Below are 25,725 nucleotides of genomic sequence, written 5' to 3' on the forward strand. Positions count from 1 at the left end.
CGGCGAGGCTCCGGAGGCTTCCCGCCCGGCCCGTGGCGTCGGGTACGGCTGGGTCTAAGATCGGGGCATAGGCTTGGCAATTATGCGCGGCACATGCCTACGCTCCCGGGCATGCCGCGAGCGCTGTAACGTTTCGGCGGCCGCTTGCGGATTGTTCTCCGAGCGGCGCGGCCGATCATACGTCGCTTTCGGCCGACGAGCCTCAGGGCGCAGATCGCCGTACGACACGCTCCTACAGGATGGTGCTGCGGTCGTGAGGACACGGTGGGGTGGCGGAACATGCGACGTATCTCTGACATCCGCTCAGCGGCTACGAACCGGCCCGCCTAGTCCCGGTGCTGCAGGTGGAAGAGGAACTGCGCGCGCTGCTCATCGCCAGCCTTGCGGGCAGCGCGGCCGACTACCGGCGCTTCCTGGGGCGGCTCGGGTCGCACCTACGCGCGTATTACAAAGGCAAGCTGGCTCGCTCCGGCCGTACCGACACCGAGGCGGAGGATCTCGTCCAGGAGACGCTGATGGTGATCCATGTGCGGCGGCACACCTATGACGTCACGCAACCGGTGACGCCGTGGATCCACGCCATCGCCCGCTACAAGCTCATCGACCATTTTCGGCGTACGCGTACGGCCGCGGCCGACGTCCCGGTCGAGGATGCCGGCGTGCTGGTGGCTCGCGACGATCATGTCGCGGCGGAGAGCTCGCTCGACGTCGAGCGCCTCCTGGCGCACCTACCGCCCAAGATGAGGAACGCGATCCTCTCGACGAAGGTCGAGGGCCTGAGCGCCGCCGAGGCGGCCGAACGTGCCGGGATGTCCGAGACCGCGATCAAGGTGAGCGTCCACCGCGGCCTGAAGACCCTGGCCAATCTCGTGGGAGGCAAGGCGAGATGAAGACCGACGAACTCATCGGCCTGCTGGGCGCCAGCTTCGAGCGCGAACCGGTCGGGGCCCCCTGGATGACCCGCCGGCTCGCGCTGGCGGTCGCGGTCGGCGCGACGGCCGCGCTGTGCCTGGCGCTGGCGTTTCTGGGCCTGCGTCCCGGCCTGACCGAGGTCCGGCCGCTCCTGTTCCTCGCGTTCAAGTTCTCGTTCGCGGCCGCGGTCGGGAGTCTCGCGCTCCGGTATCTCGTCAGGGCGGTCAGGCCCGGCGGCGAGAGCCGCGTCCATCTCGGGGTCGCCGCCTTGCCGTTCCTCGTGGTCGCGGCGCTGGCGTGCGTGAGCCTTTTGATGGCGCCGACCGAACATTGGCACGGCATGGTATCCGGTCACACCTGGCTCGAATGCCTCATCTCGATCCCCGTGATCGCCGTCGTGCCGTTCGCCGTCGTCACCTGGGCGGTTCGACGGTTCGGAGCGCCGACGGATCTCGTGCGGGCGGGTGCCCTGGTCGGCCTCTCCGCGGGAGCCGTGAGCGCGCTCGGCTATTCACTGCACTGCATGGACGATACCGTACCGTTCGTCGCCGTCTGGTACGGGGGGACGATCGCGATGTGCACGCTCGTCGGAGCGCTCCTGGGACCGCGCCTCCTTCGCTGGTAGCGAGCCGGTTCGGAACATCCTCCGGATCGCCTGCCGGGGTTCAAGGGGCGACGCGACGGTTTGGGGGCCTGTCGCCGGCCGACGCTTCATGTCACGGGCCTCGCTGCGGTATCGCCGCGGATGGGATCCGGCACGACGACGGGCATGACCCTCCCACCCGCCCGGCCGCGCGAGGCAATGCGGCCGCCGCGCATCCCACAATCGCTTGCAGGATCATCCCCCCGGTGAGCGAGGCGCCGCGCCGGGCGACCCCGGCCCAACCCCACAAAGGTTCGCAGCGCGCTGTAACGGTACGTCCAAGACATCCGGACTTAAAGACAAGGAGCGGCAAGCTTCTCGTCAGATCAACGGGTTCCGCCATGAAAAGCAAGATCATCCCCGCCTTTGCAGGAATCGCCATGCTCGCCGGACTGCCGGGTTACGCGCTCGCGGGATGGATGGACAACGTCCCACCCCGTTTTCTGCCCCAGACGCATCAATCGCAACGGACCGAAACGCCTCAGGTCGAAGCTCCGGACGTCGGCCTGACGACCGGATCGATCAGCGCGGTGCCCCGTCGCCCTGCCGCCGCCCGGTCGGCACCCCCCGCCCAGCACTTCTGAACCTCCCGCGGGGTCCGAACCGCCGGACCGGCCGATTGGGGTTGTACGGGGTGAGGTTTGGCGCGCCGCCCTGCACCGCCTACCGCGCGGAGGGCCAAGTGTGCGGTAGGTTTCCCAGATGCCCGGACAGCACGCGCGCGGATGCCGGGAGCCCGGAACCTGCGCCCTTGCGATGGGCGGCCAGCGCAACAGCCCGAGGGCGACGACCGGCTCACGCCTGCGATGCACGCGACCATTCCCCTGTTGACCGCCTTCCAGATTGCGCGCCCGGCAGACGGCCACCCCATGTCCGCGGGCTTGCCAGGGGACCGACGGTGTCGATGCGGCTTCCATGGGTAGCGGCCTCGATCCGGCCTCTGCCTGCCGTTCGGGGACGGCCATGGCACGGCAGGCCGGACGCGCCATGGCGCGGTCCGGCGGGCTCACGAGAAACGGGTCGCCGAGACGCCCGCCCGGCGAGGTCGGTCGGCGGATCGACCGCCCGACGGAACGAAACCTTGACCCTCAAGACTTGAGACGCGCCGTCTCCCGTGACACTGGCCTTCCGCCCGGATCGAAAAGCTGGCATCGTACCTGCGTGACGTTCTTGATCGCCCTTCGGCGACTGTTGCCGCTCCTGGCGGTACTCAGCCTCGCCCTGACGCCGGTGGCCGCGCCCGCGGCCGCCGCGGGGATGCGCGCGTTCATCATGGCGCAAGCCGCGCCTGAGGCGACCTCGGCCATTGCCCATGCCGAGATGGAGGGGATGGACGTGGGCGACGCGGACATGGCCGACATGCCGTGCTGCCCGCCCGGGAAGGTGGCGAAGCCCGACTGCGCCAAGGCCGGCTGTCCGCTTTTGGCGCTCTGCCTCGCCAGCGTCGCCTCCCTCCTGCCGACCGCGGCGTCCGTCCCGGCCCCGGTGGCGACGCGGACGAGCCGGGTGTGGCCCGATGCGGCGTCCTTCGCCAGCCTGTCCGGCCGCCCCCTACCTGAGCCCCCCCGAGCCTGAGCCCGATGCCGCCGGCGTGAACGCCGGCACGACGCCGCGCGTCCGCGCGTGGCCATCCATCGCGTTCAGGAGACGAAATCCGTGACCACGTACCCCTTCGCGCGCGCCCTCGGTGCCGCGCTGCTCGGCGCCGCGCTGTCGGTCCCGGCCCTGCCGGCGCTCGCCGGCATCAAGGACTACGCCTTCGAGCCGACCCGGACGGAGGCGAAGGTCGGCGAGACCATCCTCTCGGTGCGCCTCATGGACAAGCGCACCGGCAAGCCCGTTCCGGACGCGGTGATCTTCGCCAAGCGCATCGACATGGCGCCCGACAGCATGGACGAGATGACCTCGACGATCGAGCAGGTCCCGTCGACGGAGCCTGGCATCTACCGCTTCAAGGCGAAGCTCACGATGGCCGGGGGCTGGCGGCTCTCGCTGGGGGCGAAGGTCCAGGGCGAAACCGGCACCGTCGAGGACAGGCTCGTCTTCCAGGCGGTCAAGTGAGCCGCTCGGCATGGCTCGCCGGGATCCTCGCCGCGTTGGCGGCGGGGGGCACCGGGTACTGGGCGGGGCGCGATGGCAGCCCCGTTCCGGTCCTCGTCGAGCGCGCACGGACCGAGTTCGCCCACTGGCTGCCGACCGGCATGCCGGGTCCGCAGGCACCGGCGCCGCCGAAGGTCACGGGTCCGGTGGTCTACTACCAGGATCCGGATGGGAAGCCGGTCTACTCCGCGTCGCCGAGAACGACTGCGGAGGGGCACGACTTCCGGGCGGTTCGGGCCAGCGAGGACGTGCGCTTCGACCAGGCACAAGGGAGCGAGACGACATCCCCCGACATGGCCGGCCACGACGTGACCGGGCACGGCATGGCGGCGCCTGGAACGGCGGCGGCCGGAAAGCCCGACCGGGGCACGCGCAAGGTGCTCTACTACCGCAACCCGATGGGCCTGCCGGACACCTCGGCGACCCCGAAAAAGGATTCGATGGGGATGGACTACATCCCCGTCTACGCGGGCGAGGACGAGGGCGGCAACGTCGTGACGGTCTCCCCCGGCAAGGTCCAGCGGACCGGCGTCCGAACCGAAACCGTGGAGCGGCGGGTGGTGGCGCAGCCGGTGCGCGTGCCCGGTACCGTCGCCCTCGACGAGCGGCGCGTGACGGTCATCGCGACCCGGTCGGACGCGTACGTCGACCATGTCGAGGACGTCACCACCGGCGACCGCGTCCGCAAGGGCCAGCCGCTGGTCCACGTCTACTCCCCCGACATCAATTCCGCCGCCGCGCAGCTCATCGCCAACCCCGGCTTCGACGGAGCTCGGCGACGCCTGCAGAACCTCAACGTCTCCGAGGCCGTCATCGACGACATGGAGCGCACCCGGAAGGTGCCGATGGCCATCACTTGGTCGTCGGCCCGGGACGGCTTGGTGCTGCAGCGCTCGGCCGTCGAGGGCATGAAGGCCGCGGCCGGCGACACCCTGTTCCGGATCGGCGACATCTCGGTCATGTGGGTGCTGGCCGACGTGCCCGAGCGCGACCTGGCCGGGGTTCGCGCCGGACAGGCCGTGACCGTGCGCCTGCGTTCGGCCCCGGGCCGGACCTTCTCCGGCAAGGTCGGGGTGATCTATCCGCAGGTAAACCCGGACACCCGGGCCACGCGGGTGCGCATCGAGCTGCCGAACCCGGACGGCGCGCTCCTGCCGGACATGTACGCCGAGGTCGAGATCGCCACGGGGGCGGGCAAGCCCGTCGTGGCGGTGCCCGACGACGCGGTCATCGACACAGGTGCACGGCAGGTGGTGCTGCTCGACAGGGGCGGGGGGCGCTTCGAGCCCCGCGAGGTCAAGGTCGGGGTTCGCGGCACGGGCTACGTCGAGGTCCGCGAGGGCGTCGACGCCGGCGACCGGGTCGTCACGGCGGCGAACTTCCTGATCGACGCCGAGAGCAACCTGAAGGCGGCGCTTCAGTCCATGTCCGCCCCGAAGGCGAGCGACCGGCAGGCCTCGAACCTTGAGGGCAAGCCATGATCGCGCGCCTCATCGGCTGGTCGGCCCGCAACCTCGTCCTGGTGCTGGTCGGCACCGTGTTCGCCGTGGCCGCTGGCGTCATGGCGCTGCGAACGCTGCCGCTCGACGCCATCCCCGACCTCTCGGACGTGCAGGCCATCGTCTACACCGAGTACCCGGGCCAGGCCCCGCAGGTGGTCGAGGATCAGGTCACCTATCCTCTCACGACCGCCATGCTGACGGTCCCGAAGGCGAAGGTGGTGCGCGGCTTCTCGTTCTTCGGGGTCAGCTTCGTCTACGTGATCTTCGAGGACGGCACCGATCCCTACTGGGGCCGTAGTCGAGTGCTGGAGTACCTCAACGCGGCCGCCAGCCGCTTGCCGGCGGGCGTGACCCCGACCCTCGGTCCGGACGCCACCGGCGTCGGCTGGGTCTACCAGTACGTGGTCGTGGCCAAGGAGCGCACGCTCGCGGAATTGCGCTCCCTCCAGGACTGGGTGGTCCGTTTCGGGGCGTCGCGGGCCGAGGGCGTGGCCGAGGTCGCGGGCGTCGGCGGCTTCGTCAAGCAGTACAACGTCGTGGTCGACCCGAACCGCCTACGGGCGCAGGGGATCTCGCTCAACAAGCTCCGGGACGCGATCCGGGCGAGCAACGCCGACGTCGGCGGCCGCACGGTCGAGCTCTCCGAGTTCGAGTTCATAGTGCGCGGACGCGGCTACCTGCGGAGCGTGGCCGACATCGACAACATCGTCCTGAAGACCACCGGTGGTGCTCCCCTGCGGGTGCGGGACGTCGCCCGGGTCGAACTCGGGCCTGACGAGCGGCGGGGCATCACCGAGATGAATGGTGACGGCGAGGTCGCCGGCGGCATCGTCCTGCAGCGGTTCGGCGCGAACGCCCTGACCGTCATCGAGAACGCGAAGGCGAAGCTCGCGGAGGTGGCGAAAAGCCTGCCGGCCGGCACCGAGATCCTGCCGGTCTACGACCGCTCGCAACTCATCGACGCGGCCATCGAGACGCTGCGGCACACGCTTGTCGAGGAGAGCGTCGTCGTCTCCCTCGTATGCATCGTGTTCCTCCTACACGTCCGAAGCGCGCTGGTCGCCATCCTGATGCTGCCCGTCGGCATCCTGATGGCGTTCGCCGGGATGAAGGCGCTGGGGCTGGGCGCCAACATCATGTCGCTCGGCGGCATCGCCATCGCGGTCGGCGCCATGATCGACGCGGCCATCGTGATGATCGAGAACGCCCACAAGCACCTGGAGCGGGCGCCGCCGGACAAGCCGCGGGTCGAGATCTTGGTCGAGGCGGCGGGCGAGGTCGGCCCCTCGCTGTTCTTCTCACTCCTCATCATCACCGTGAGCTTCCTGCCCATCTTCACCCTGGAGGGCGAGGAGGGGCGCCTGTTCGGGCCGCTCGCGCTCACCAAGACCTTCGCCATGGCGGCGGCGGCGCTCCTGTCGGTGACCCTGGTGCCGGCGCTGATGGTGTTGTTCGTGCGCGGACGGATCGTCCCGGAGCATCGCAACCCGGTGAACCGGCTCCTGATCTGGCTCTATCGCCCGGTCATCGCGGGCGTACTGCGGGCGCGGTTGCCCACGATCCTGCTCGCCCTCGGCGTCCTGGCGGTCACCGTCTGGCCGGCGCGCCAGCTCGGCTCGGAGTTCATGCCGGAACTCGACGAGGGGACGCTGATGTACATGCCGACGACCCTGCCCGGCATCTCGGTGACGAAGGCGGGCGAGTTGCTGGCGACCCAGGACCGGATCATCAAGTCCTTCGCGGAGGTCGCCTCGGTCTACGGCAAGGCCGGGCGCGCCAGCACCGCGACCGACCCGGCGCCGATGGAGATGGCCGAGACCATCATCAGCCTCAAGCCGAAGGCCGAGTGGCGCCCGGGCGTGACGCTCGCGAGCCTCAAGGCGGAGATGGACCGGGCGCTGCAGTTCCCGGGCGTCTCGAATGCTTGGACGCAGCCGATCCGCGCCCGCATCGACATGCTTTCGACCGGCATCCGGACCCCGGTCGGCATCAAGGTGCTCGGCACCGACCTCGGCGCCATGGAGAAGGTCGCCCGTCAGGTCGAGGCGGTGGTGCGCGACGTGCCGGGCACGTCGAGTGCCTACGCGGAGCGGGTCATCGGCGGGTACTTCCTCGACATCACGCCCGACCGGGAGGCGCTCGGCCGCTACGGGCTCATGGTGGGCGACGTCCAGGACGTGGTCGCCTCGGCTCTCGGCGGGCAGAGCGTCACCAACACGGTCGAGGGCCGCGAGCGCTACACCGTCAACGTGCGCTACCCGCGCGCCTTCCGCTCCGACCCGCGGGCCATCGCCGACGAGGTGCAGGTGCCGCTGCCGGCCGGCGGGACGGTGCCGCTCGGTGAGGTCGCGAAGGTCGAGCTCACCCGGGGGCCGACCTCGATCCGGACCGAGAACGGCCAGCTCGCGGTCTACATCTTCGTCGACCTCACGGGGCGCGACCTCGGCGGCTACGTGGCCGACGCGCGGGCCGCGGTCGACAGGGAGGTCAGGTTGCCCCAGGGCACGACCCTGCAGTGGAGCGGGCAGTACGAGTACCTGGAGCGCGCCGAAGCCCGCCTCAGGATCGTTGTGCCGCTGACGCTGCTCGTCGTGTTCCTGCTCCTCTACCTGAACTTCCGCCGTCTGACCGAGACCCTCATCGTCATGCTCTCGCTGCCGTTCGCGCTCGTCGGCGGCGTCTGGCTGATGTGGTGGATGGGCTTCAACATGTCGGTGGCGGTGGCGGTCGGCTTCATCGCGCTCGCCGGCGTCGCAGCCGAGACCGGCGTGATCATGCTGGTCTACCTCGACCACGCCCTCGACGAGGTCCGGGCAGGGTGCCGGCGTGAGGGACGCCCCCTCACGCGCGAGGACCTGCGGCAGGCCATCATGGTCGGCGCCGTCGAGCGGGTGCGGCCCAAGATGATGACGGTGGTCGCCATCATGGCGGGTCTCCTGCCCATCCTCTGGAGCACCGGTTCGGGCTCCGAGGTCATGCAGCGCATCGCCGTGCCGATGATCGGCGGGATGGTGTCCTCGACCGTGCTGACCCTCGTCGTGATTCCGGCCGTCTACGCGTTGGTGAAAGGTCGCGGGTTGCCGGAGGCCGCCGCGGAGGGTGCACGGATGCCTCTGGCGGCCGAATGAGGAATCAACAGGAGCGAATGATGAAGTCAGACATGATGCCGTCCCGGCGTGCCGTGCTCGCGGGCTTGGCGGCGGGAGTGTCGCTCGGACGACCCGTGATGGGGGAGAGCCTGCCGACCGTCGCCGTGACGAAGGACCCGAGTTGCGGCTGCTGCGCGAAGTGGGTGGACCACCTGCGACAGGCCGGCTTCACGGTGACGGTGACCGAGGGTCCCGTGAACCCGGTCAAGGCGCGTCTCGGCGTGCCGAGGGACCTCGCCTCCTGCCACACCGCTCTCGTGGACGGCTACGTGGTCGAGGGACACGTTCCGGCGGACGCCATCAGGCGGCTGCTGGCGGAGCGGCCGAAGGTGACGGGACTGGCCGTTCCGGGCATGCCGGCAGGGTCGCCCGGCATGGAGGTCGAGGGCAGGGAGCCCGACATCTACGAGGTGGTCCTGTTCGGGCCGGAGGGGCGCGGCGCCTTCGCCCGTTATCGTGGAGGCGCGCCGGCTTGAGCGCAGCCGTCGCGCGGGCGCTCGCCGTCACCGTACTCGTTCGGGGCGGTGAACCGACGTTGAGGCATCCCCCCAGGAGCCGATGCCCGGCTTCTCGCGGAGCTTGGTCGGCCGGCCGGTCCGCCCACCCTGGCCGAAGCGGACGGACGGCGTGGGGGGCGATTGTCCCGGGGACTGGGAAGTCGAAGCCAAGGATGCTGAAGCGCGACCGAGTTCCCATAGCTGCCGAAGCGGTGGAGCGATTACCGTGTCCGCCACAACCCGCCGACAAGTCCGAGGTTGGCGAGGCCGAGGATGAGCAGGAGCCACCAAAGGGCATCCGGGCTGGCGTAGGTCAGCACGAAAGCGCCGGCCGGCGGCGCTAGCGCCTGCGCGATCAGCCCCGGCCGTGCCAAGCGGCCGACGACCAGCGGATAGCGAACGGGGCCGAACAGGGCCAAGGGCACCGTGCCCCGCGCAATCGAATAGATGCCGTTGCCGCCGCCGTAGAGGACCAGCCAGACCCCGACGCCGGGCAGGCCGCCGGCGAGCAGCACCAGGCCGAGGGCGACGAGGCCAAGGGCTGCGGTCGGGGTCCACAGGGGATGGTGCCGGCCCTTGAACGACATTTCCGCGACGCGGGCGCCGACCTGAGCCGGGCCGATCAGCGCCCCGTAGGAGACGGCCGAAGCGAGCGCCACGCCCCGCGCCTGCAGGAGCGTCAGCAGGTGCACCGAAACAAGCGACATGATCGCGCCGCCGATTATCAGCACGCCGGCGAACAGCCGGAACGCCCGCCGTTCCTTCGCGGACAGCGGGCCGGTTCGGTCCTGGTGATGCCCCGCCGACGGCGGTGCCGGGGCCTTGGGGATCAGAAGGAGGACAAGCGGTAGCGTCACCGCGAGGTGCAGGCCGGCATAGGCCAGGCAGGCACCGCGCCATCCGAAATGCGCGACCAGGAAGGCGGAAAGTGGCCAGCAAACGGTGCTGGCGAACCCGCCCCACAGGGTCAGGGTGGTGATCGCCGGCCGCGCCGCCGCGCCGTAGAGCCGGCCGAGGGTCGCGAATGCCGGATCGTACAGGCCGCAACCCATGCCGAGGCCGAGCAGCAGCCAGCCGGCGAGGTAGACCGGCAGGATCGGAGCCAGCGCCAGCATGGTCAGCCCGGCAGCCAGCAGCAGCGCGGCCAGCGCCAGGATGGGCCGGCCGCCGTGGCGGTGGATCGCCGTCCCGATATGCGGCGAGGCGAACGCGGCGACCAGCAGGCCGAGTGACAGTCCGCCGACGACCCAGGCGAGCGGCCAGCCGGTGCTTTCGGCGACCGGGCCGGCAAGCACCGCCGGCAGGTAGAACGACGAGCCCCAGGTGAGGATCTGCACGACGCCGAGGGCGGAGATCACCGGCCAGCGGCGGGCCTCGGACACGGGCTGCCTACCGGGTGCCGAGAAGCGGCAGCCAAGCCGCCAGCGCCACGAGCGTGACCAGCAGCACGGGCGGGGTGATGACAAGCCCGACCTTCATATACTGGCCCCAGGTGATTTTCTGGCCCTTGCTGTCAAGGACGTGCAGCCAGAGCAGCGTGGCGAGGCTGCCGATTGGCGTGAACTTCGGGCCGAGGTCGCAACCGATCACGTTGGCATAGACCATTAGCTCGCGCGTCAGCGGGGACAGGTCCGGCGCCTGCTGGATCGAGAGCGCCCCGATCAGCACAGATGGCATGTTGTTCATCACGGACGACAGGATCGCCGCCGCGAAGCCGGTGCCGACCGTGGCGACCCACGGGCCATGGCCGGCGAGCCAGACCAAGCCCGTGGCCAGCTCGTCGGTCAGGCCGGCGTTCCGCAGGCCGTAGACCACGAGGTACATGCCGAGGCTGAACAGCACGATCTGCCAGGGGGCGCCGGTCAGCACCTTGCGGATCGGGATGACCCTGCCCCGGTCGGCAAGCAGTAGAAGAACGGCCGCACCGGCACAGGTGACGGCCGCCACCGGCACGCCGAACGGCGCGGTGACGAAGTAGGCGAGCAGGAGCACGCCAAGCAGCGGGAACGCCGCCCGGAACACCAGCGGATCGCGGATGGCCCCGACCGGGCGCTCCAAGGCGGCCGCCGGGTAGGCCGCCGGCACGTCGCGCCGGAAGAAAGCCCAAAGCACCACCAGGGTCGCCGCCAGGGACACCAGGTTCACCGGCACCATGACGGCCGCATACCTGCCGAAGGTCACGTCGAAGAAGTTGGCGGAGACGATGTTGACCAGGTTGGAGATCACCAGCGGCAGGGAGGTGCTGTCGGCCACGAACCCGCAGGCGACGATGAATGCCAGCGCCGCCGCCGGCTTGAAGTCGAGCCGGAGCAGGATCGCCAGCACAATCGGCGTCAGCAGCAGCGCCGCGCCGTCGTTGGCGAACACCGCAGCGATGGCCGCGCCGAGCAACACGACAAGCGGAAAGAGCCGCCGGCCGGACCCACTGCCCCAGCGGGCGACGTGCAGCGCCGCCCAATGGAAGAAACCGGCCTCATCGAGCAGCAGCGAGATGATGATGAGCGCCACGAAGGTGAAGGTGGCGTCCCAGACGATATGCCAGACCACCGGAATATCGCCCGGATGGATCACCCCCGTGGCGAGCGCGACCGCCGCGCCTGCCAGCGCGCTCCATCCGATCCCGAGGCCCCTTGGCTGCCAGATGACGAAGACGAGGGTGACGAGGAAGATGGCGAGCGCGAGCATCCGGGCGTTTTCTTCTTATGGGTCGGGGTTGGGGTTCAGGCAGTGCCGACGCGGCGGCCGTGCTCGTCCACGACCCGCTCGCCATCCTCTTTGACGAACTCGCCTTGCTGCCCCGGCAGGAGGTCCAGCACGGCTTCGGACGGCCGGCACAGCCGCACGCCCTTGGGGCTGACCACCAGCGGGCGGTTGAGAAGGATCGGATGCGCCTCGATGGCATCGAGCAGCTGCGCATCGGTCAATGCCGGATCGCCAAGGCCCAGCTCGGCGAACGGCGCGCCCTTCTCCCGCAGTGCGTCGCGGACGGGCAGGCCGGCCCGGGCGAGGAGCTGCACCAGCAGCGCCCGGGCGGGCGGCGTCTTCAGATACTCGATCACATGAGGCTCGATTCCGGCGTTGCGGATCATCGCCAGGGTGTTGCGGGACGTGCCGCAGTCCGGGTTGTGGTAGATGATGACGTCCATCAAGCGACCTCCGGCCGGAGCGCGGTGGCACCGGCTTGTTGGCCGATCTCTCTGACTTTGGCCGACAGGGCCGCCTGGTCGAGGCTGCCGAGCGGCAGGGCGATAAAGGCCGCGATGCGGTTCTTCAGGTAGCGCTGCGCTGTCACGAAGGCGCGCTTGCGCTCGATCTCCGAGCCTTCCGCAGCGGCAGGGTCCTCGATGCCCCAATGAGCGGTCACGGGCTGACCAGTCCAGAAGGGGCAGGGTTCGCCGGCTGCGTTGTCACAGACCGTGAACACGAAATCCATCACCGGAGCACCGGGCGCGGCGAACTCGTCCCAGGACTTCGAGCGCAGCCCGTGCACGGGGTAGTCGCTCTCCCGTAGCGTCTGCAACGCCAGCGGATGCGGCTCGCCCTTGGGCTGGCTACCGGCGGAGTAGGACCGGAAGCGGCCTTGCCCATCCTGGTTCAGCATCGCTTCCGCCAGGATCGAGCGGGCCGAGTTGCCGGTGCAGAGAAACAGGACGTTGTAGACGCGATCAGGCATAGAGGGTGTCTCCGGGTGGGCAGTTGCAGGCGGCGAGGGCGGCGACGGCCGGGGTGCAGACCTCCGGGTGGCCCTGACAGCAGTCGCGCATCAGGAACTGGATCAGGTCGGACAGGGCCGGATAGGCAGCACTGTAGATGATCGAACGGCCCTCGCGCCGCGAGGCGACCAAGCCCGCATGGCTCAGCTCCTTGAGATGGTGGGATACGGTCGCGGCAGAGACGCCGACCGCCTCGGCCAGAACGCCGGAGGCGAGGCCGCCTGGTCCGGCGGTCACGAGCGACCGCACCAGACGCAGGCGGTGTTCCTGCGCCAGGGCCGCAAAGGCGGCGAGGGCTTGCGGTTCATCCATTTTCGTTACAATCTTCAAACGATATTTTGAACGTACAAGAAAGACGTCCCTTGGACAAGCTCAGCCAGCCCTTCAAAGATGGCCTGCCGAACCTCAGCCAAGCGCATTTCGAGGTGCCGACCCGCGACAGCCTAGACGCGGCGGCGCCGTTCACCCATGCGCCCCGCTTCCTGATCCTCTACGGCTCGCTGCGGGAGCGCTCGTTCAGCCGCTGCCTCGCGTACGAGGCCGCCCGGCTCCTCGAAGCCATGGGCGGCGAGGTGCGGATCTTCCACGCGGACGGCCTGCCCCTGCCGGACGATGCGACCGCCGACCACTTAAAGGTGCAGGAGCTGCGCAATCTCTCGATCTGGTCCGAGGGCCAGGTGTGGGTCTCACCGGAGCGGCACGGTACCCTGACCGGCGTGATGAAAAGTCAGATCGACTGGCTGCCCTTGAGCGAGGGCAGCGTGCGGCCGACCCAGGGGCGCACCCTTGCCGTGATGCAGGTCTCCGGCGGCTCGCAGAGCTTCAACGCCGTGAACGCCTTGCGCGTGCTCGGCCGCTGGATGCGGATGATCACCATCCCGAATCAATCGTCCGTGCCGATGGCCTACAAGGAGTTTGACGACGCGGGCCGGATGAAGCCGGGGCCGCTCTACGAGCGGGTCGTGGACGTGTGCGAGGAGCTGGTGAAGTTCACGCTCCTGACCCGAGAGCGGGCCGACTACCTGGTGGACCGCTACAGCGAGCGGAAGGAGCGCGCGCCGGAGCGGCTGAGCGCGGTGGCCGCCGACATTGGCTTTGTGAAGCGCTGAGACCAGTCCCGGGAAACAACCCGAGGAGCATGCCGATGCTGACCCTTGAACGCCCGCACACGATGGCACCGGCCGCCGCCAGCGACATACCGCTGGGTGCCCTGCGCGCTGCCTGCGATACGCAGCCGGAGACGCCCATGGGTGTTCAGTCACGCCAGGCGGACGATCCAACGCGGCTGCCACGTCGCCGAGGTGAAGGCCGAACGGTTCGCCGCCCTCGAACGCGGCGCAAGCCCGGAAGCTTGATCGGATACCCTCATCCTCTCCGGGACGTGACCGAGGGCGACCGCACGCAAATGACCGTCGGCAAGTTCGCCGCGATCATCCGCACGGTGTCCTAACACGTCGGCCCCGACCTGGGCGCCCGCCCGAATCGACGCCATTCCCACCTGGCGGGAGGCATTCCGCGACCCTTGACCTTCCCACTATGGGAAGCCCCATCTGTGCGGGACGCCACCACAGGGAGAGCGTCATGTACCGCTACAAGGTCGACAGGATGGGTTGCGGAGGCTGCGCCAAGTCCGTGACCCGGGCCATCGCCGGCATCGAGCCGGGCGCCCTGGTCGAGGTGGACCTCGGGGCCAAGCTCGTGACCGTGTCCGGCGCGACCGGCCCTGCGGACCGCATTGCCGAGACCATAGTCGCCGCAGGCTTCCCCGCCGAGCCGCTGAGCCCGACGGCGTGAGTCGGGGGGACGAGCCGCAACCAAACCCGAATGCGCGCATTCACGTCCCAGGGACGACGCCGTCCCTACGTTTGGGCCGAGGTTGGCGACCGGCATGGGTTTCGACCGGCATATCGTGCGTCTGATGGCGGCGATGATCCTCGCGATCATCGCCCATGTCGCGCCGTCCGCCGTCCAGGCTCACGAGGGGCACGTCCACTGCGGCCACCGCGGTCGCATGGTCTCGGATGCCGCCACGGCGTCCCTTCCCGCGGCGAACCCGGGTCTCGACAAGGCGTCGGGCATCGCCGAGTTGGCGGTGACGCTGTTGACCGCGCCTCGCCTACGCGTGACCACCGGCAAGTCGACGGCATCCGTTCGGGCGGTCGATGCCGACCGATGCTGCTGCCCCGGCCCCTGCAAGCGACGCTGCTGTGGGACGACGGTGGGCGGCACATTCGGTGTTTTTGCCGGACCCGCATCACCCGCCATGCCCATGTTTCGGGCGGCCATGTTAATCCCGGATAATGTCGCCGGACGCGCGGGTATCGCTCCCGAGGCGCTGCGCAAGCCCCCACGAACCCTCGCGTGAGATGAGGCGCGCCCGAGGCGCGCGACGCCCGAGGTGCGACCGCAGTCGTGGCGTGCACCGACTATCCCGTGGCGAGGCCCATCTCTCATCTCGCGTTGATCCGGCGCCGCTGACGTAGGGTCCCTCTGCCGCTGTCTCAGCGGGATGCTCGCCCACGCTCAGCACAAGGTCGGCGACGCCTCGACGAGCCTCGCCGCCGCGTGCCCTCATTGCAGACCCGCGCCTAGACATACAGAAATATTATAGACAATAAATTGAACGTAATCCGACGAATATGGTTATGGATCTGATCGCAATTCAGCAAAAACGCAAATTACGTCTATGTATTTGCTGAACTTATGGCAGCACCCATCAACTTAAGGAGAACAAGGATGCACAAAATGTCTGGCGAGATGCAATCTTGCATCGACGAGTGCCTGCGCTGCTATCAAAGCTGCCTTGGCATGGCCTCCAACCACTGTCTCCCCGCCGGCGGCAAGCACGTCGAGCCGGAGCATTTTCGCCTGATGATGGCCTGCGCGGAAATATGCCGAACCTCGGCGCACTTCATGCTGATCGGCCTGCCCGAGCACACGCACACCTGTCGAGCCTGCGCCGAGGTCTGCGAGGCCTGCGCGCGGAGCTGTGAGGCGGTCGGCGACATGCAGGACTGCGTCGCGCAGTGCCGCCGGTGTGCCGAGACCTGCCGGAAAATGACCGCTTGAACCCTGACGGGGCGGCCGAGCCGGCCGTCCCGATTGATCAATTGGAGGAGATGATCATGAACGTTCGTACCCTGACACTCGCGATGACCCTGGCGCTGACCGGCATCGGCGCGGCCCTCGCCGCGGATAACGACCATGGCTCCAACGACCACGGCTCCATGCAGGCCCCGTCGTTCGAGCTGCCCGCAACCTGCAAGGCGGCGTCGGCCGGCAAGGAGTCCTCGATGAAGGACATGCAGGGCCACATGTCGATGGCGATGCAGGGCATGTCCGGTCAGGCGACCGACACCCAGAAGGGCCTGCAGCACGCCATGATGCAGATGAACGGCCCGATGATGGAAGGCATGATGGCCGGCGACCCCGACGTCGCCTGGATCTGCGCGATGATCCCGCATCACATGGGCGCCATCGCCATGGCCCAGGTCGGCCTGAGGAACGGCGACAATCCCGAGGCTAAGAAGATCGCCGAGAAGAGCATCCAGGAACAGGAGAAGAGCATCAAGGAGCTCACTGCCTGGCTCGACAAGAACGCCCGTAAGGAAGGCAAGCAGTAAGCCTGAGAGAACCACTTGTCCGCGGCCCAAATCGCGTCCGCTCTCGCGGGCCGCGGAGATCGAAGTCGCGCGGAGGGACCGGTCATGAGCAATTCGTCGAAAACGCATCTCGCCCCGGCGGCCCGCGCCTGCTCCGAAGGACACGGGCATGACCACTCCGTCGCTTCCCATGCGCACGACCATGCCGGCATGGCCGCGGATGACGCGGGTGCGTCCCGCGTGAAGGACCCGGTCTGCGGGATGATGGTCGACCCGCACGCGACCGAGCACCGGGCCGAGCACGACGGGCATCCCTACTACTTCTGCTCGAACGGCTGCCGGACGAAGTTCGTGGCCGAGCCGGTCCGCTACCTCGACCCCGGCCAGTCCGCAGCCAAGTCCGACCCGGTGCCGGAAGGCTCGATCTACACCTGTCCGATGCACCCGGAGATCAGGCAGGTCGGCCCCGGGGCATGCCCGATCTGCGGCATGGGGCTTGAGCCGGCGATGGTCGGCGCCGACGACGGCCCCAGCGAGGAGCTCGTCGATATGACCCGCCGGTTCCGGGTCGGGCTGGTCCTGACCCTGCCGGTGTTCGTGCTGGAGATGGGCGGGCACCTCTTCGGCCTGACCGAACGGCTCGGGCAGCAGACCTCGAATTGGATCCAGTTCGCGCTCGCCACCCCGGTGGTGCTCTGGGCCGGCTGGCCCTTCTTCGTTCGGGCCTGGCACTCCGTCCTGTCTCGGAACCTGAACATGTTCACCCTGGTCGCCCTCGGGACGGGCACGGCCTACCTCTACAGCGTGGTGGCGACCCTTGCCCCGGGGCTGTTCCCGGAAGCGCTACGCGGGCACGGCGGGGCGGTGCCGGCCTACTTCGAGGCGGCGGCGGTGATCACCGTGCTCGTGCTGCTCGGACAGGTCCTGGAGCTTCGCGCCCGCGAGAGCACCGGCGGCGCGCTGCGGGCGCTCCTCGACCTCGCGCCGAAAACCGCCCGCCGCATCCGGCCCGACGGCGAGGACGAGGAGGTGCAGCTCGATGCCATCGCCATCGGCGACCGGCTGCGCGTGCGCCCCGGCGAGAAGGTCCCGGTCGACGGCGCGGTGGTGGAGGGCCGCAGCGCCGTCGACGAGAGCCTCGTGACGGGGGAATCGATGCCCGTCACCAAGGAGGTCGGCGGCGCGGTGATCGGCGGCAGCCTCAACCAGTCCGGCTCGCTCGTGGTCGAGGCGACCAGGGTCGGGCGCGACACCATGCTGGCGCGCATCGTCCAGATGGTGGCCGAGGCGCAGCGTTCGCGGGCCCCGATCCAGCGCCTCGCCGATCAAGTCGCGGGCTGGTTCGTGCCGGCGGTCATTGGCGTGGCGGCGCTGGCCTTCGCCGCCTGGATGGCGTTCGGGCCGGAGCCGCGCTTCACCTTCGCGCTCCTCGCCGCGGTGGCGGTGCTGATCATCGCCTGCCCGTGCGCGCTCGGTCTCGCGACGCCGATGTCGATCATGGTCGGCGTCGGTCGCGGCGCCGGGGCCGGGGTGCTCGTCAAGAATGCGGAGGCACTGGAGCGGATGGAGCGGGTCACGACTCTTGTGGTCGACAAGACCGGCACCCTGACCGAAGGCAAGCCGGCCGTGACGCGGGTCGTGGCGGCGGCCGGGTTCGACGAGGACACGCTCCTGCGCCTCGCGGCGAGCGTCGAGCGGGCGAGCGAGCACCCGCTCGCCCTGGCCATCGTGGCGGCCGCCGGGAAGCGCGGGATCGCGACCGGCCCCGTCGCGGATTTCGACAGCCCGACCGGGAAGGGCGCGCTCGGCACCGTTGAGGGCCGCCGCGTGGCGCTGGGCAACGCCGCCTTCCTGCAGGAGCAAGGGGTCGACGTATCGACCCATGCGACCGAAGCCGACGAACTCCGGCGTGACGGCGCGACGGCGATCTTCGCCGGCGTCGATGGCCGGGTGGCCGGCGTCATCGCCATCGCCGACCCGGTCAAGGCCACGACGGCCGAGGCGCTGGCGGCGCTTCGGGCCGAGGGCATCCGGGTGGTGATGCTGACCGGTGACAACCGCACCACCGCCGAGGCGGTGGCACGCCGGCTCGGCATCGAAGAGGTCGAGGCGGAGGTGTTGCCCGACCAGAAGGCTGCGGTGGTCGAGCGCCACAAGGCGGCCGGGCAGGTGGTCGCGATGGCCGGCGACGGCGTGAACGACGCCCCGGCGCTCGCGGCGGCGGATGTCGGCATCGCCATGGGCACCGGGACGGACGTCGCCATCGAGAGCGCCGGGTTGACCCTGCTGAAGGGCGATCTCCTCGGCATCGTGCGGGCACGGCGGCTGTCGCGGGCGGTGATGGGCAACATCCGCCAGAACCTGTTCTTCGCCTTCATCTACAACGCCGCGGGCGTGCCCGTGGCGGCGGGCATCCTCTACCCGTTCCTCGGCATCCTGCTCTCGCCGGTCATCGCCGCGGCCGCCATGGCGCTCTCCTCGGTGAGCGTCATTGGCAATGCCCTGCGCCTGCGGGCGGCCAACCTCGACCCTTCCTCGGCCCGCTAGGAGCGCGCATGTTCCCGACCTGGCTCCATGCCATCTCGATCGCCGCGCTGCTGCTCGGGGCGGCCTGCTCGCTGCTGCTGTCGGCGCAGGTGATCCGTCACCCGCAGCACATGACCGTGATGAACGTGGTCTGGCCGATCAGCGCCCTGTTCGGGACGGTGGTCGTGGTCTGGGCCTATTTCAGTTACGGCCGGCTCGCGACCATGGAGGCGCACCACGACGCGAAGGAGCGGGGCGAGAAGCCGCCGAACACGACGGGGATGCCCTTCCCGGTGATGGTCGGCAAGGGTGCGCTCCACTGCGGCAGCGGCTGCCTGCTGGGCGATGTCGCCGCCGAGTGGCTCGCCTTCGTGGTGCCGGCCGTCGCCGTCTGGTTCGGCTGGCACTCCCTCTTCGATGAGAAGATGTACGCGGTCTGGGTCCTGGATTTCGTGTTCGCGTACGCGCTCGGGATCGCGTTCCAGTATTACGCCATCGTGCCGATGCGCGGGCTATCCCCCGGCGAGGGTCTGGTGGCGGCCGTGAAGGCGGACACCGTCTCGCTGATCGCCTGGCAGGTCGGCATGTACGGCTTCATGGCGTTCGCCCAATTCTTCCTGTTCCCGCACTGGGCCGGCCAGCGCGCCCCGGTGAACTCGGTCGAGTTCTGGTTCGCCATGCAGGTCGCGATGGTGGCGGGATTCCTGACCAGCTACCCGGTGAACTGGTGGCTCGTCGGCTCCGGCATCAAGGAGCGGATGTAGGCCGGTCCGCGCCTATCGGCGGATCACGAGGAGCCAGAAGAGGACGGCGCACGCGTCCGCGAGCATGCAGATCCGGTATGCCGCCTCGTTCGGGGAAGGGCGCATGCCCGCCCCGGTTGCGGCGCGACAGCTCGGGCACCTCGTCGCGTCGGTGCGAACCGTCCGCCCGCAGCAACCGCACTTGGATAAGAGCATGGGCGCCCCTGCCGTCCCGTGCCGAGATCTCGCGGGCCGCCGCACCTCGGTGAGGCCCCTGCGTACGGGCCGACAGGATCACCTTCTGGTCGGCCGCGACGGTCCTGAATGGCTTCGTAGTGCGGCGAGGCAGGCCGACGAAGTACGTCTTCGGTGGTAGCGAGGTTTCCGGCGGCTCAAGGCGGGATGGCGGCTGCTGCCGCCGGCGGTTGGCACGCGACTCCGAGGCGTACGCATAACGGGTAACGTTATGCGTACGCGTTACACGATGGGGGCGTTCGCCGACCGGGCGTTCCTCAATCCGAAGGCCTCCCGCGGCCTATCTGTCCGGTCGCCTTCGGGTCCGGCTCGCGCTCGCGCCCACACCGAGCCTCCACGCGGACCGCGACCGTTTCTTCACCGCTCGCGGCGATGATACCGGTAACGGCTTGGGATGGCGGGCATGGTGACGGAGAACGGGGTCTGGACAGCCGCGGATCGGATACGGGCCAGGCCGGCACCGCCCGGTGGCACCAAGGAGCGGGTCTCGGTCCGCACGGTCCGGAGGGAGCTCGGCGGCGGGTCGTTCGGCGACATCGCTCGCGAGCTCAGGAAGTGGAAGGACAGGGAGGACTACCGGCCGGCCATCGAACGGGCGGACCTGCCGGAGGCGTTCGAGAGGCGGCTTACGGTGATCGGGCGGGAGCTGCTTGAGTTGGCCCGGGTCGAAGCGGCCCGGGCGGGTCTGGCGGACTTCGTCGGAGCCGAGGATTGCAGGGCCGCGGCGAGGGATCTGCTCGACGAGGCGCTGGACCGGGTCGATCTCTTGGAGGAGCGGGTCGCGGCGTTGCAGGTCGAGCTCGACCGGGTGCGGGCCGTCGGCACTCAGGCCGGCGGGGCCGCGCCGCCCGTTTCCGCCGCGGGAGAGGCGGACTCCCTCGCGCAGGGTCGCGCCGGGCCCGGGTTTGTCGATACCGCGCACGGGCTCAAGCTGGCGCGAGAGGCGAACGACTTCTGGGGGCAGGTGCGGGACGCGGTCGAAGCGGCGGTGCGCCAACGCGGCCCCATGGCGGTCCACCCGCTCCTGAGAGCGCTCCCGACCCGGCTCAAGCAGGAGGGCGAGCGGGCGGGTTTCCCGCTCACCGAGGCGTGGCTGCGCTATCACCTCCTGCGCCTGGTGCAGGACGGCAACGGGCTGACCCTCGTCGGCCATCGGTTCGGGCTGGCCGAGCCCGAGCCGGACGTCGCGGCGACGCCCGAGCCGCCACTCGCCGAGGCGGTCGCGGCGATGGGAAAGCGGCCGTTCTGGCGCTTGTTCATGCGGGAGGTCCACGCCCTTCTCGCCAGAGGCGGGGCACAGACGGCGGAAGGCATCCTCGGCGGCCTGGATCCTGAGTTGGTCGCGGCGACGGGGCGCTTCCAGAGGATCACGCCCCGGCTGCTCCGGTGGAAGCTGCGCCAGCGCATAGCGGAGCGGAGGCCGTTCGAGGAACTCCCGGACGAGCGCTTCGCCGCCCTCGTGGGCGAGGCTCCCTGGGACGGTGAGAGCCCGGCCGAGGCCCCGGCGGCGAGGGCCGGATGACGCCCGCGGCCGAGGCCCGCGGCGAGCGGGGCCACCGCGACGCGACAGCCGACTTATCCGACGCCCGCTCGAAGGCTACGCCGCGGGGTCCGGCCGCACCGGCGGAGTTCGTTGTCGTGGGGCCACCGGCATCCCGGCCGACGGCGGAACATCGGCCGCGCCGCGAACGTCTTCGGTGACCGTCGGGATCCGCGCGTGCGGTCCGGCGCCCTCGGAACCCGCGCCCGCGGCTGGACGCCCGATGACGACGGCGGCCACCCGTGACACGGTGCTCGCCCATCGCGCGATGGTCGGACGGCACCAGCGGATCGGGTCCAGGGCGTCGGCGTGGTGGTTGGTCGGTCCCTCGTCGAGGACGGCGCGATAGTGGCCGATGCGGTTGCGCGACCTCCGGACGCTCTCGGCCAGCCGCTGGAATGACGACCGAATCCCTCCGGCCGGCTTCGTCGCGCCGGTCACCGGGGTCAGCGCGGACGCCCGACGGGCTTAGCGATGGCGAGCACGCCCTTCAGGCCGCTCCCGAAGCGGGCGATCGTCTCCCGGTGCCCGCGCAGCTCGCTGTAGGGCAGGTAGCGCAGGTCGAGCTCGGCCACCCGCGAGAAGGCGGGCCGGGCGAACTGCGCGCGCACGTCCTCCTCGCGGTTGTCGGGCGCCACCAGGAAGAAGTTGCGCGCGGCCCCGCCCTCGACCCCGAGCGCCAGGTCGAGCATCCGCACGATGCCCGAGTAGATGCTCGTCGTGTGCTCGACCTCGAAGGCGGCCGCGACGTCGCCGTCCGCCTTGTCCAGCCAGATCACGTCGATGAGCCGGACCATCTCGGCCGACCCATTCGCCGTCAGCCGCCCGGGCAGGCGGTCGAGGCAGCCGTCGGACAGGCGGCCGGAGGCATAGGGGCGGTTGCCGTCGTTCGACGCGATCCAGACGTCGAAGCCGAGGGCGAGGCCGAGGTCGCGCAGCCAGCCCTGGACCTCGGTGTGGGTGTGGTCCGCCTCACGCGCGGCGAGCGCCGCCTTGGAGGCCGTGGCCGCGGCCTCCGCCCGCACTCGGTCGAGATCCTCGCGCCAGCGCGCCAGCGCGGCGGCCCCGTCGCGCTCCGGCAGCGGGTATCGCCCGGACCCGACGTCGAACAGGAAGCCCGCGATGGCGCCGTAATCGTTGGAGAGCAGGCCGCGATGGGCGGCGTTGAGGGCGACGATGCCCCGGCGCATGGCGAGGTACTCGTCCCACTTGCCGAGCTTCACATTGGCGCCGGCGATGGCGTTGTAGCCCTTCACGATGGCCGTGTTGAACGGGGGCACAAGTGTGGGGTGCAGGAAGTACAGCAGGTTCGCCGCGGCCGGACCCAGCCCCTTGATGCGTTGCCGGTCGAGGCCGTGGATGGCGGCCAGCACCCCGTCCTCTGCACTGCAGCACAGGCAGGCGTCGAGGAACCGGCCGAACGCAACCTGGTTGGCGCGGTCTTCGTAGATGTCGGGGATGCGCAGCTTAGGCTTCCAGAGGAATGCGTGGTCGGCGCCCTTGAAGACCTGGCGCTGCTCCGCGATGGAGTGGACCACCGTTTCCAAGGACGAGCCGCGATAGGCGTTGCCGAACGCGTCGGCCCGGATCTCGTCTATCACCGCCTGGAGGCCGCGCCGGATCGAGCGGAAGTTCTTGATGCGCTCCTCCCACAGGAACCAGGTCCGATAGGAGGCGCCGGGGTCCTCGCGCCAATGCCGGATCAGGTTGCCGATCCAGGCCTCGTCCGAGGGGCGGTGATCCGTCCCGGTCTCTTCCGTCAGGCGCATCGGCGCGGCATTCCCAAAATCCGGATTCGGGCCGGAGCATACCATCGCCGCCCCGATCGGCGCTGTCGTCGGCAAGTCTCAGCGGCGCGCCTCCGCCGGGCAAGGCCGCGCGGGCCCGGACGGGTCGCGGCGGTCGGAACGGCGCCGGTCGAGCGAAGGTTGCATGCCCGGTCGCGGACAACGGTCGATCAGGCCGACATCGACGCGGGACCGGCCGACCGCTCCCGATGCCCACCCTCATCGAGGAAGCCGATCAGGGCGTTCATCGCCGGATCGACCGCCCGGCAGACCAGTGTCGTGGCTTGGCGTTCCTGGGCGACCAGACCGGTCTGGATCAGACGGTGGAGATGATGGGAGAGCGTCGAGGCCGGGACATCGACGCGCCGCTGGAGGGCACCGACCGGCAGGCCGTCTCGGCCCGCCCGCGCGAGCGTACGGTACACCCTCAGGCGGGTCAGATTGCCGAGGGCCTCCAACTGTCGTGCCGCGAGTTCGAGCTCCATGGAAGCACCATGGAGACGCGGCACGGGGTGCGCAACCCTTATTTCTGTATATCTAGAACTATGGCCGCGGCATGGGCGTCCGACCGCGCGCGCCGACGCACGGAGGTTCCGCTCCCTCGTGACCGGCCGCTGCGTCCCTGCACGCTCGCCAGTCCCGCCCCATCAGCGCGGCGCGGTGCCGTGGGGCAGCGGATGCATCGGCACCGGCGCCGAGACCGGTCGCGAGGCGCGTGACAACGGTGACCGGCTCCATCCTCCGGCACGCCCGGCGGACCCGAACCACCTCCGGTGCCTCCGCCTGCCGGGGCGTCCGGCCGCGGCGCGGCATCCTCGATGCGGCGTCGCCTCGTCCCTCCCGGAGACAACCTGGGCGGCTCGACCGACCGCTCCCCGACCATGCCACAACCCCGTGTCCCGGCTTCCCGATCAAGCCGAAGGGTCGACGCCCGTAACGCGTCACGCATAACGATACCCGCTACGCGTTCGCCGAGACGCCGCGTCCGAGACGATTTCTGAGGCTCCGAAAGCCGGTCCTTCGCCGTGCGCCGGCTCCCGCTGCGACGCGGAAGCCGGTCCGTGCCGGCTCGCATCCCCCGGGCGCCCTCGCCGTGGGGCCCCGGGAAGCGGTCACGCGTCGTCCGGCTCGTCGCCGCGGTACGGCGACAGCCCGACGAGGACGCACGGGTCCAAGTCCCAGTCGTCGAAACCGGGGTCGAGCAGGCCGACACCGTCCGCCGACAAGGCGTAGAACGCCTCGTAGGGGTTCGCGTCCCGGTGCGGGGGCGCCGTCGGCGCCCGGTCGCGGGAGAGGTCGCCCTGTCCGATCCGGGCGCGGGAGAAGCCCGCCCCGGCGCGCGCCCGGCGGGCGCTTCCGGAGCGACCGGGACGAGCGGTCCCGGGCGAGGCGACGCGCGGCCGGGGCGCTGGCGAGAGGCGGTTCGGTTTCGTGCGGTTGATCATCGCTCTGGTCCTTTCCGTCAGGCGCGAAGGCGGGCGGGTTGCGTTGCGCGGAGGCGAGCGGTCGCCACCGGCGTCGGGCGGGCTTTGCGGATTCGGTCGCCCGCGGCCTCGGCGGTGCCGACGGGGGCGTCTCGGAGAACCGGGTCGGCCAGGGCGGCAGCGCAGTCGAGGAGCCGCTCGTGCAGGGCACGGTCCCGGGCCGGGGAAAGCGGCGACATGAGCGCGGCCAGGTCACCCGCCTCGAAGCGCTCGGCGTCCGGATCCGCCGAGACGGCGAGGAGGGTGGCGGCGAGCGCGACCGCCGCGTACCGCATGCCGCCGCCGAGATCTCCCGCGAGCAGCCGCATCTGTTCCAGCGGCGAGAGCCTCGGCAGCCGGAGGGGCAGGACGCGCGGGGCGATCCGCCAGGCCGGCTGGCCGAGCCCGCTGTCGCAGCGAAGGTGCCACGCCCCCGACGCGGTCGCGTGCAGGGCCTGGGCCGCGGTCAGCCGGCACGCCGTGGCCACGACGCGAAGGTGCCCGGGTTCGCCCGGACCGCCCTCGCGAAGCAGGTCCGTCGGCAGGACGGCGATCACGTCGCCTTCCGACCGTGCCGCCAGTCCCGACAGGACGGCCGCCGCGTCGCCGGGATCGGGGCGGAGCAGGTCGAACGAACCCGAGAGGCGTGCCAGGCCACAGGCCTGGGCGCCGTTGGCGCCGACGGCGACGACGGTGGGACGGGAGCCGGCGGCGGTCAGGCCGCCGGCCACCAACGCTGCGGCCAGGAGGCCGGTGCGGTCGTTGGAATGGATGGTCGCGATCACGGCGTCCTCCTTTGGGCCGATGCATCGAGGGAATCTTGCCATCTGTATTTCTATAAGTCTAGAAATACAGAAATTACTGGTTATCGGATCCCTGGTCGCTCCCGGCGCACTGTCTATCGCGCGTCGCGCGGTCCCGCGCTCGTGCCGACCGCCGTCGGCGTCCCGCCCTCCTCGGGGCCGGGCCGCGGGCACGGCCCCTTGTCGCGTCCGTCAGCGCCCGCGAGATCCGCACCCGTCAATTCCTGAACTGCCTGAGGCGTGGTCCCCCCTTGCGACCCGGCCGCCGGCTCGTCCCGGCATCGGTGCTGACCGGGCGACCGTCGCGCCGAACCGGCGGTCACGGCGGTCGGTCAAGCCCGGCTCTCAGGGGCGCAGCGGGTCATCTGCGCGACGACGGCATGGGGCGTGGGGATCCAAGCACCGGCCGGCTTCGACCGCAGGTCGCCGCTCGGGTCGCCGGGCGCGGTCCGGACGTGTCACACGGGGCCCCGTGCCGGTCGCAGGAAGC

Annotated in this window: 26 protein-coding genes; 17 read left to right on the plus strand and 9 right to left on the minus strand. The window is 70.2% G+C overall.

Going from position 1 to position 25,725, the window contains the following annotated elements:
• Nucleotides 1-335 precede the first annotated feature (335 nt).
• The 8 genes from AKJ13_RS21000 (at nucleotide 336) to AKJ13_RS21030 (ending at nucleotide 8,782) form a co-directional block, all read left to right on the plus strand.
• Nucleotides 336-890, plus strand: coding sequence for a sigma-70 family RNA polymerase sigma factor (locus AKJ13_RS21000; RefSeq protein ID WP_039903061.1), 555 nt, complete (start codon nucleotides 336-338; stop codon nucleotides 888-890).
• Nucleotides 887-1,537, plus strand: a complete 651-nt coding sequence (locus tag AKJ13_RS21005) for a DUF1109 domain-containing protein (protein ID WP_050735107.1) — start codon at nucleotides 887-889, stop codon at nucleotides 1,535-1,537. Before AKJ13_RS21000 ends, AKJ13_RS21005 begins: the two co-directional genes overlap by 4 nt.
• 359 nt (nucleotides 1,538-1,896) lie before the next feature.
• Nucleotides 1,897-2,139 (plus strand): hypothetical protein, encoded by a 243-nt coding sequence (locus AKJ13_RS31480; RefSeq protein WP_039903393.1) that lies wholly within the window; start codon nucleotides 1,897-1,899, stop codon nucleotides 2,137-2,139.
• A 577-nt stretch (nucleotides 2,140-2,716) separates the two neighbouring features.
• Nucleotides 2,717-3,130: a hypothetical protein gene (locus AKJ13_RS21010; protein WP_050735108.1), complete on the plus strand. Its 414-nt coding sequence runs from the start codon at nucleotides 2,717-2,719 to the stop codon at nucleotides 3,128-3,130.
• An 81-nt stretch (nucleotides 3,131-3,211) separates the two neighbouring features.
• A complete protein-coding gene (locus tag AKJ13_RS21015) occupies nucleotides 3,212-3,616 on the plus strand; it encodes a FixH family protein (RefSeq protein WP_050735155.1) in 405 nt (134 codons plus the stop codon).
• A complete protein-coding gene (locus AKJ13_RS21020; protein WP_050735109.1) occupies nucleotides 3,613-5,136 on the plus strand; it encodes an efflux RND transporter periplasmic adaptor subunit in 1,524 nt (507 codons plus the stop codon). The genes AKJ13_RS21015 and AKJ13_RS21020 overlap by 4 nt, the downstream gene beginning before the upstream one ends.
• Nucleotides 5,133-8,285 carry a CusA/CzcA family heavy metal efflux RND transporter gene (locus tag AKJ13_RS21025; RefSeq protein WP_050735110.1) on the plus strand — a complete coding sequence of 1,051 codons (3,153 nt, stop codon included), beginning with the start codon at nucleotides 5,133-5,135 and terminating at the stop codon, nucleotides 8,283-8,285. Before AKJ13_RS21020 ends, AKJ13_RS21025 begins: the two co-directional genes overlap by 4 nt.
• A gap of 20 nt (nucleotides 8,286-8,305) precedes the next feature.
• Nucleotides 8,306-8,782, plus strand: a complete 477-nt coding sequence (locus AKJ13_RS21030) for a DUF411 domain-containing protein (RefSeq protein ID WP_050735156.1) — start codon at nucleotides 8,306-8,308, stop codon at nucleotides 8,780-8,782.
• Nucleotides 8,783-9,024: 242 nt separating this feature from the next.
• Here AKJ13_RS21030 and AKJ13_RS21035 read toward each other — a convergent pair whose 3' ends face one another.
• The 5 genes from AKJ13_RS21035 to AKJ13_RS21055 are packed head-to-tail and all read right to left on the minus strand — an operon-like array spanning nucleotide 9,025 to nucleotide 12,828.
• Nucleotides 9,025-10,185, minus strand: coding sequence for an MFS transporter (locus AKJ13_RS21035; protein ID WP_050735111.1), 1,161 nt, complete (start codon nucleotides 10,183-10,185; stop codon nucleotides 9,025-9,027).
• Nucleotides 10,186-10,192: 7 nt separating this feature from the next.
• Entirely contained in the window at nucleotides 10,193-11,488 is a 1,296-nt protein-coding gene (locus AKJ13_RS21040; RefSeq protein WP_050735112.1) for an arsenic transporter, read from the minus strand.
• A gap of 35 nt (nucleotides 11,489-11,523) precedes the next feature.
• On the minus strand, nucleotides 11,524-11,949 hold the full coding sequence (arsC, locus tag AKJ13_RS21045) for an arsenate reductase (glutaredoxin) (protein WP_050735113.1): 426 nt from the start codon (nucleotides 11,947-11,949) through the stop codon (nucleotides 11,524-11,526).
• Nucleotides 11,949-12,476 carry an arsenate reductase ArsC gene (locus AKJ13_RS21050; protein ID WP_050735114.1) on the minus strand — a complete coding sequence of 176 codons (528 nt, stop codon included), beginning with the start codon at nucleotides 12,474-12,476 and terminating at the stop codon, nucleotides 11,949-11,951. Before AKJ13_RS21050 ends, arsC begins: the two co-directional genes overlap by 1 nt.
• A complete protein-coding gene (locus tag AKJ13_RS21055; protein WP_050735115.1) occupies nucleotides 12,469-12,828 on the minus strand; it encodes a metalloregulator ArsR/SmtB family transcription factor in 360 nt (119 codons plus the stop codon). Before AKJ13_RS21055 ends, AKJ13_RS21050 begins: the two co-directional genes overlap by 8 nt.
• A 50-nt stretch (nucleotides 12,829-12,878) precedes the next feature.
• Here AKJ13_RS21055 and arsH point away from each other — a divergent pair, with 50 nt between their 5' ends.
• The 9 genes from arsH (at nucleotide 12,879) to AKJ13_RS21095 (ending at nucleotide 21,164) form a co-directional block, all read left to right on the plus strand.
• A complete protein-coding gene (arsH, locus tag AKJ13_RS21060; protein ID WP_050735116.1) occupies nucleotides 12,879-13,625 on the plus strand; it encodes an arsenical resistance protein ArsH in 747 nt (248 codons plus the stop codon).
• Nucleotides 13,626-13,660: 35 nt separating this feature from the next.
• Nucleotides 13,661-13,966 (plus strand): hypothetical protein, encoded by a 306-nt coding sequence (locus tag AKJ13_RS31485; RefSeq protein ID WP_124262909.1) that lies wholly within the window; start codon nucleotides 13,661-13,663, stop codon nucleotides 13,964-13,966.
• Nucleotides 13,967-14,097: 131 nt separating this feature from the next.
• The gene (locus AKJ13_RS21065; RefSeq protein ID WP_050735117.1) at nucleotides 14,098-14,310 is read left to right on the plus strand and encodes a heavy-metal-associated domain-containing protein; all 213 of its coding nucleotides are present in this window, start codon (nucleotides 14,098-14,100) and stop codon (nucleotides 14,308-14,310) included.
• A 94-nt stretch (nucleotides 14,311-14,404) separates the two neighbouring features.
• Nucleotides 14,405-14,881, plus strand: a complete 477-nt coding sequence (locus AKJ13_RS21070; RefSeq protein ID WP_050735118.1) for a hypothetical protein — start codon at nucleotides 14,405-14,407, stop codon at nucleotides 14,879-14,881.
• Between the two features lie 371 nt (nucleotides 14,882-15,252).
• Entirely contained in the window at nucleotides 15,253-15,585 is a 333-nt protein-coding gene (locus tag AKJ13_RS21075; protein ID WP_050735119.1) for a four-helix bundle copper-binding protein, read from the plus strand.
• 56 nt (nucleotides 15,586-15,641) lie between these two features.
• Nucleotides 15,642-16,139: a DUF305 domain-containing protein gene (locus AKJ13_RS21080; RefSeq protein ID WP_050735157.1), complete on the plus strand. Its 498-nt coding sequence runs from the start codon at nucleotides 15,642-15,644 to the stop codon at nucleotides 16,137-16,139.
• An 84-nt stretch (nucleotides 16,140-16,223) separates the two neighbouring features.
• Complete coding sequence (locus AKJ13_RS21085) at nucleotides 16,224-18,665, plus strand: heavy metal translocating P-type ATPase (protein WP_050735120.1); 2,442 nt, start codon at nucleotides 16,224-16,226, stop codon at nucleotides 18,663-18,665.
• A gap of 8 nt (nucleotides 18,666-18,673) precedes the next feature.
• On the plus strand, nucleotides 18,674-19,408 hold the full coding sequence (locus AKJ13_RS21090; protein ID WP_050735121.1) for a DUF4396 domain-containing protein: 735 nt from the start codon (nucleotides 18,674-18,676) through the stop codon (nucleotides 19,406-19,408).
• A 637-nt stretch (nucleotides 19,409-20,045) separates the two neighbouring features.
• Nucleotides 20,046-21,164 carry a DNA-binding protein gene (locus AKJ13_RS21095; protein WP_050735158.1) on the plus strand — a complete coding sequence of 373 codons (1,119 nt, stop codon included), beginning with the start codon at nucleotides 20,046-20,048 and terminating at the stop codon, nucleotides 21,162-21,164.
• Nucleotides 21,165-21,628: 464 nt separating this feature from the next.
• Here the strand turns inward: AKJ13_RS21095 and AKJ13_RS21105 are convergent, their stop codons facing one another.
• From AKJ13_RS21105 to AKJ13_RS21120, 4 genes are all read right to left on the minus strand, one after another.
• Complete coding sequence (locus tag AKJ13_RS21105) at nucleotides 21,629-22,951, minus strand: hypothetical protein (protein ID WP_050735159.1); 1,323 nt, start codon at nucleotides 22,949-22,951, stop codon at nucleotides 21,629-21,631.
• A gap of 188 nt (nucleotides 22,952-23,139) precedes the next feature.
• Nucleotides 23,140-23,454: a metalloregulator ArsR/SmtB family transcription factor gene (locus tag AKJ13_RS21110; protein WP_050735123.1), complete on the minus strand. Its 315-nt coding sequence runs from the start codon at nucleotides 23,452-23,454 to the stop codon at nucleotides 23,140-23,142.
• 627 nt (nucleotides 23,455-24,081) lie between these two features.
• Nucleotides 24,082-24,414: a hypothetical protein gene (locus AKJ13_RS31490; protein WP_050735124.1), complete on the minus strand. Its 333-nt coding sequence runs from the start codon at nucleotides 24,412-24,414 to the stop codon at nucleotides 24,082-24,084.
• Between the two features lie 17 nt (nucleotides 24,415-24,431).
• The gene (locus AKJ13_RS21120; RefSeq protein ID WP_050735125.1) at nucleotides 24,432-25,217 is read right to left on the minus strand and encodes a hypothetical protein; all 786 of its coding nucleotides are present in this window, start codon (nucleotides 25,215-25,217) and stop codon (nucleotides 24,432-24,434) included.
• Nucleotides 25,218-25,725: the final 508 nt, after the last annotated feature.

The sequence above is a fragment of the Methylobacterium sp. ARG-1 genome (assembly GCF_001262595.1).
Lineage (GTDB): Bacteria > Pseudomonadota > Alphaproteobacteria > Rhizobiales > Beijerinckiaceae > Methylobacterium > Methylobacterium brachiatum.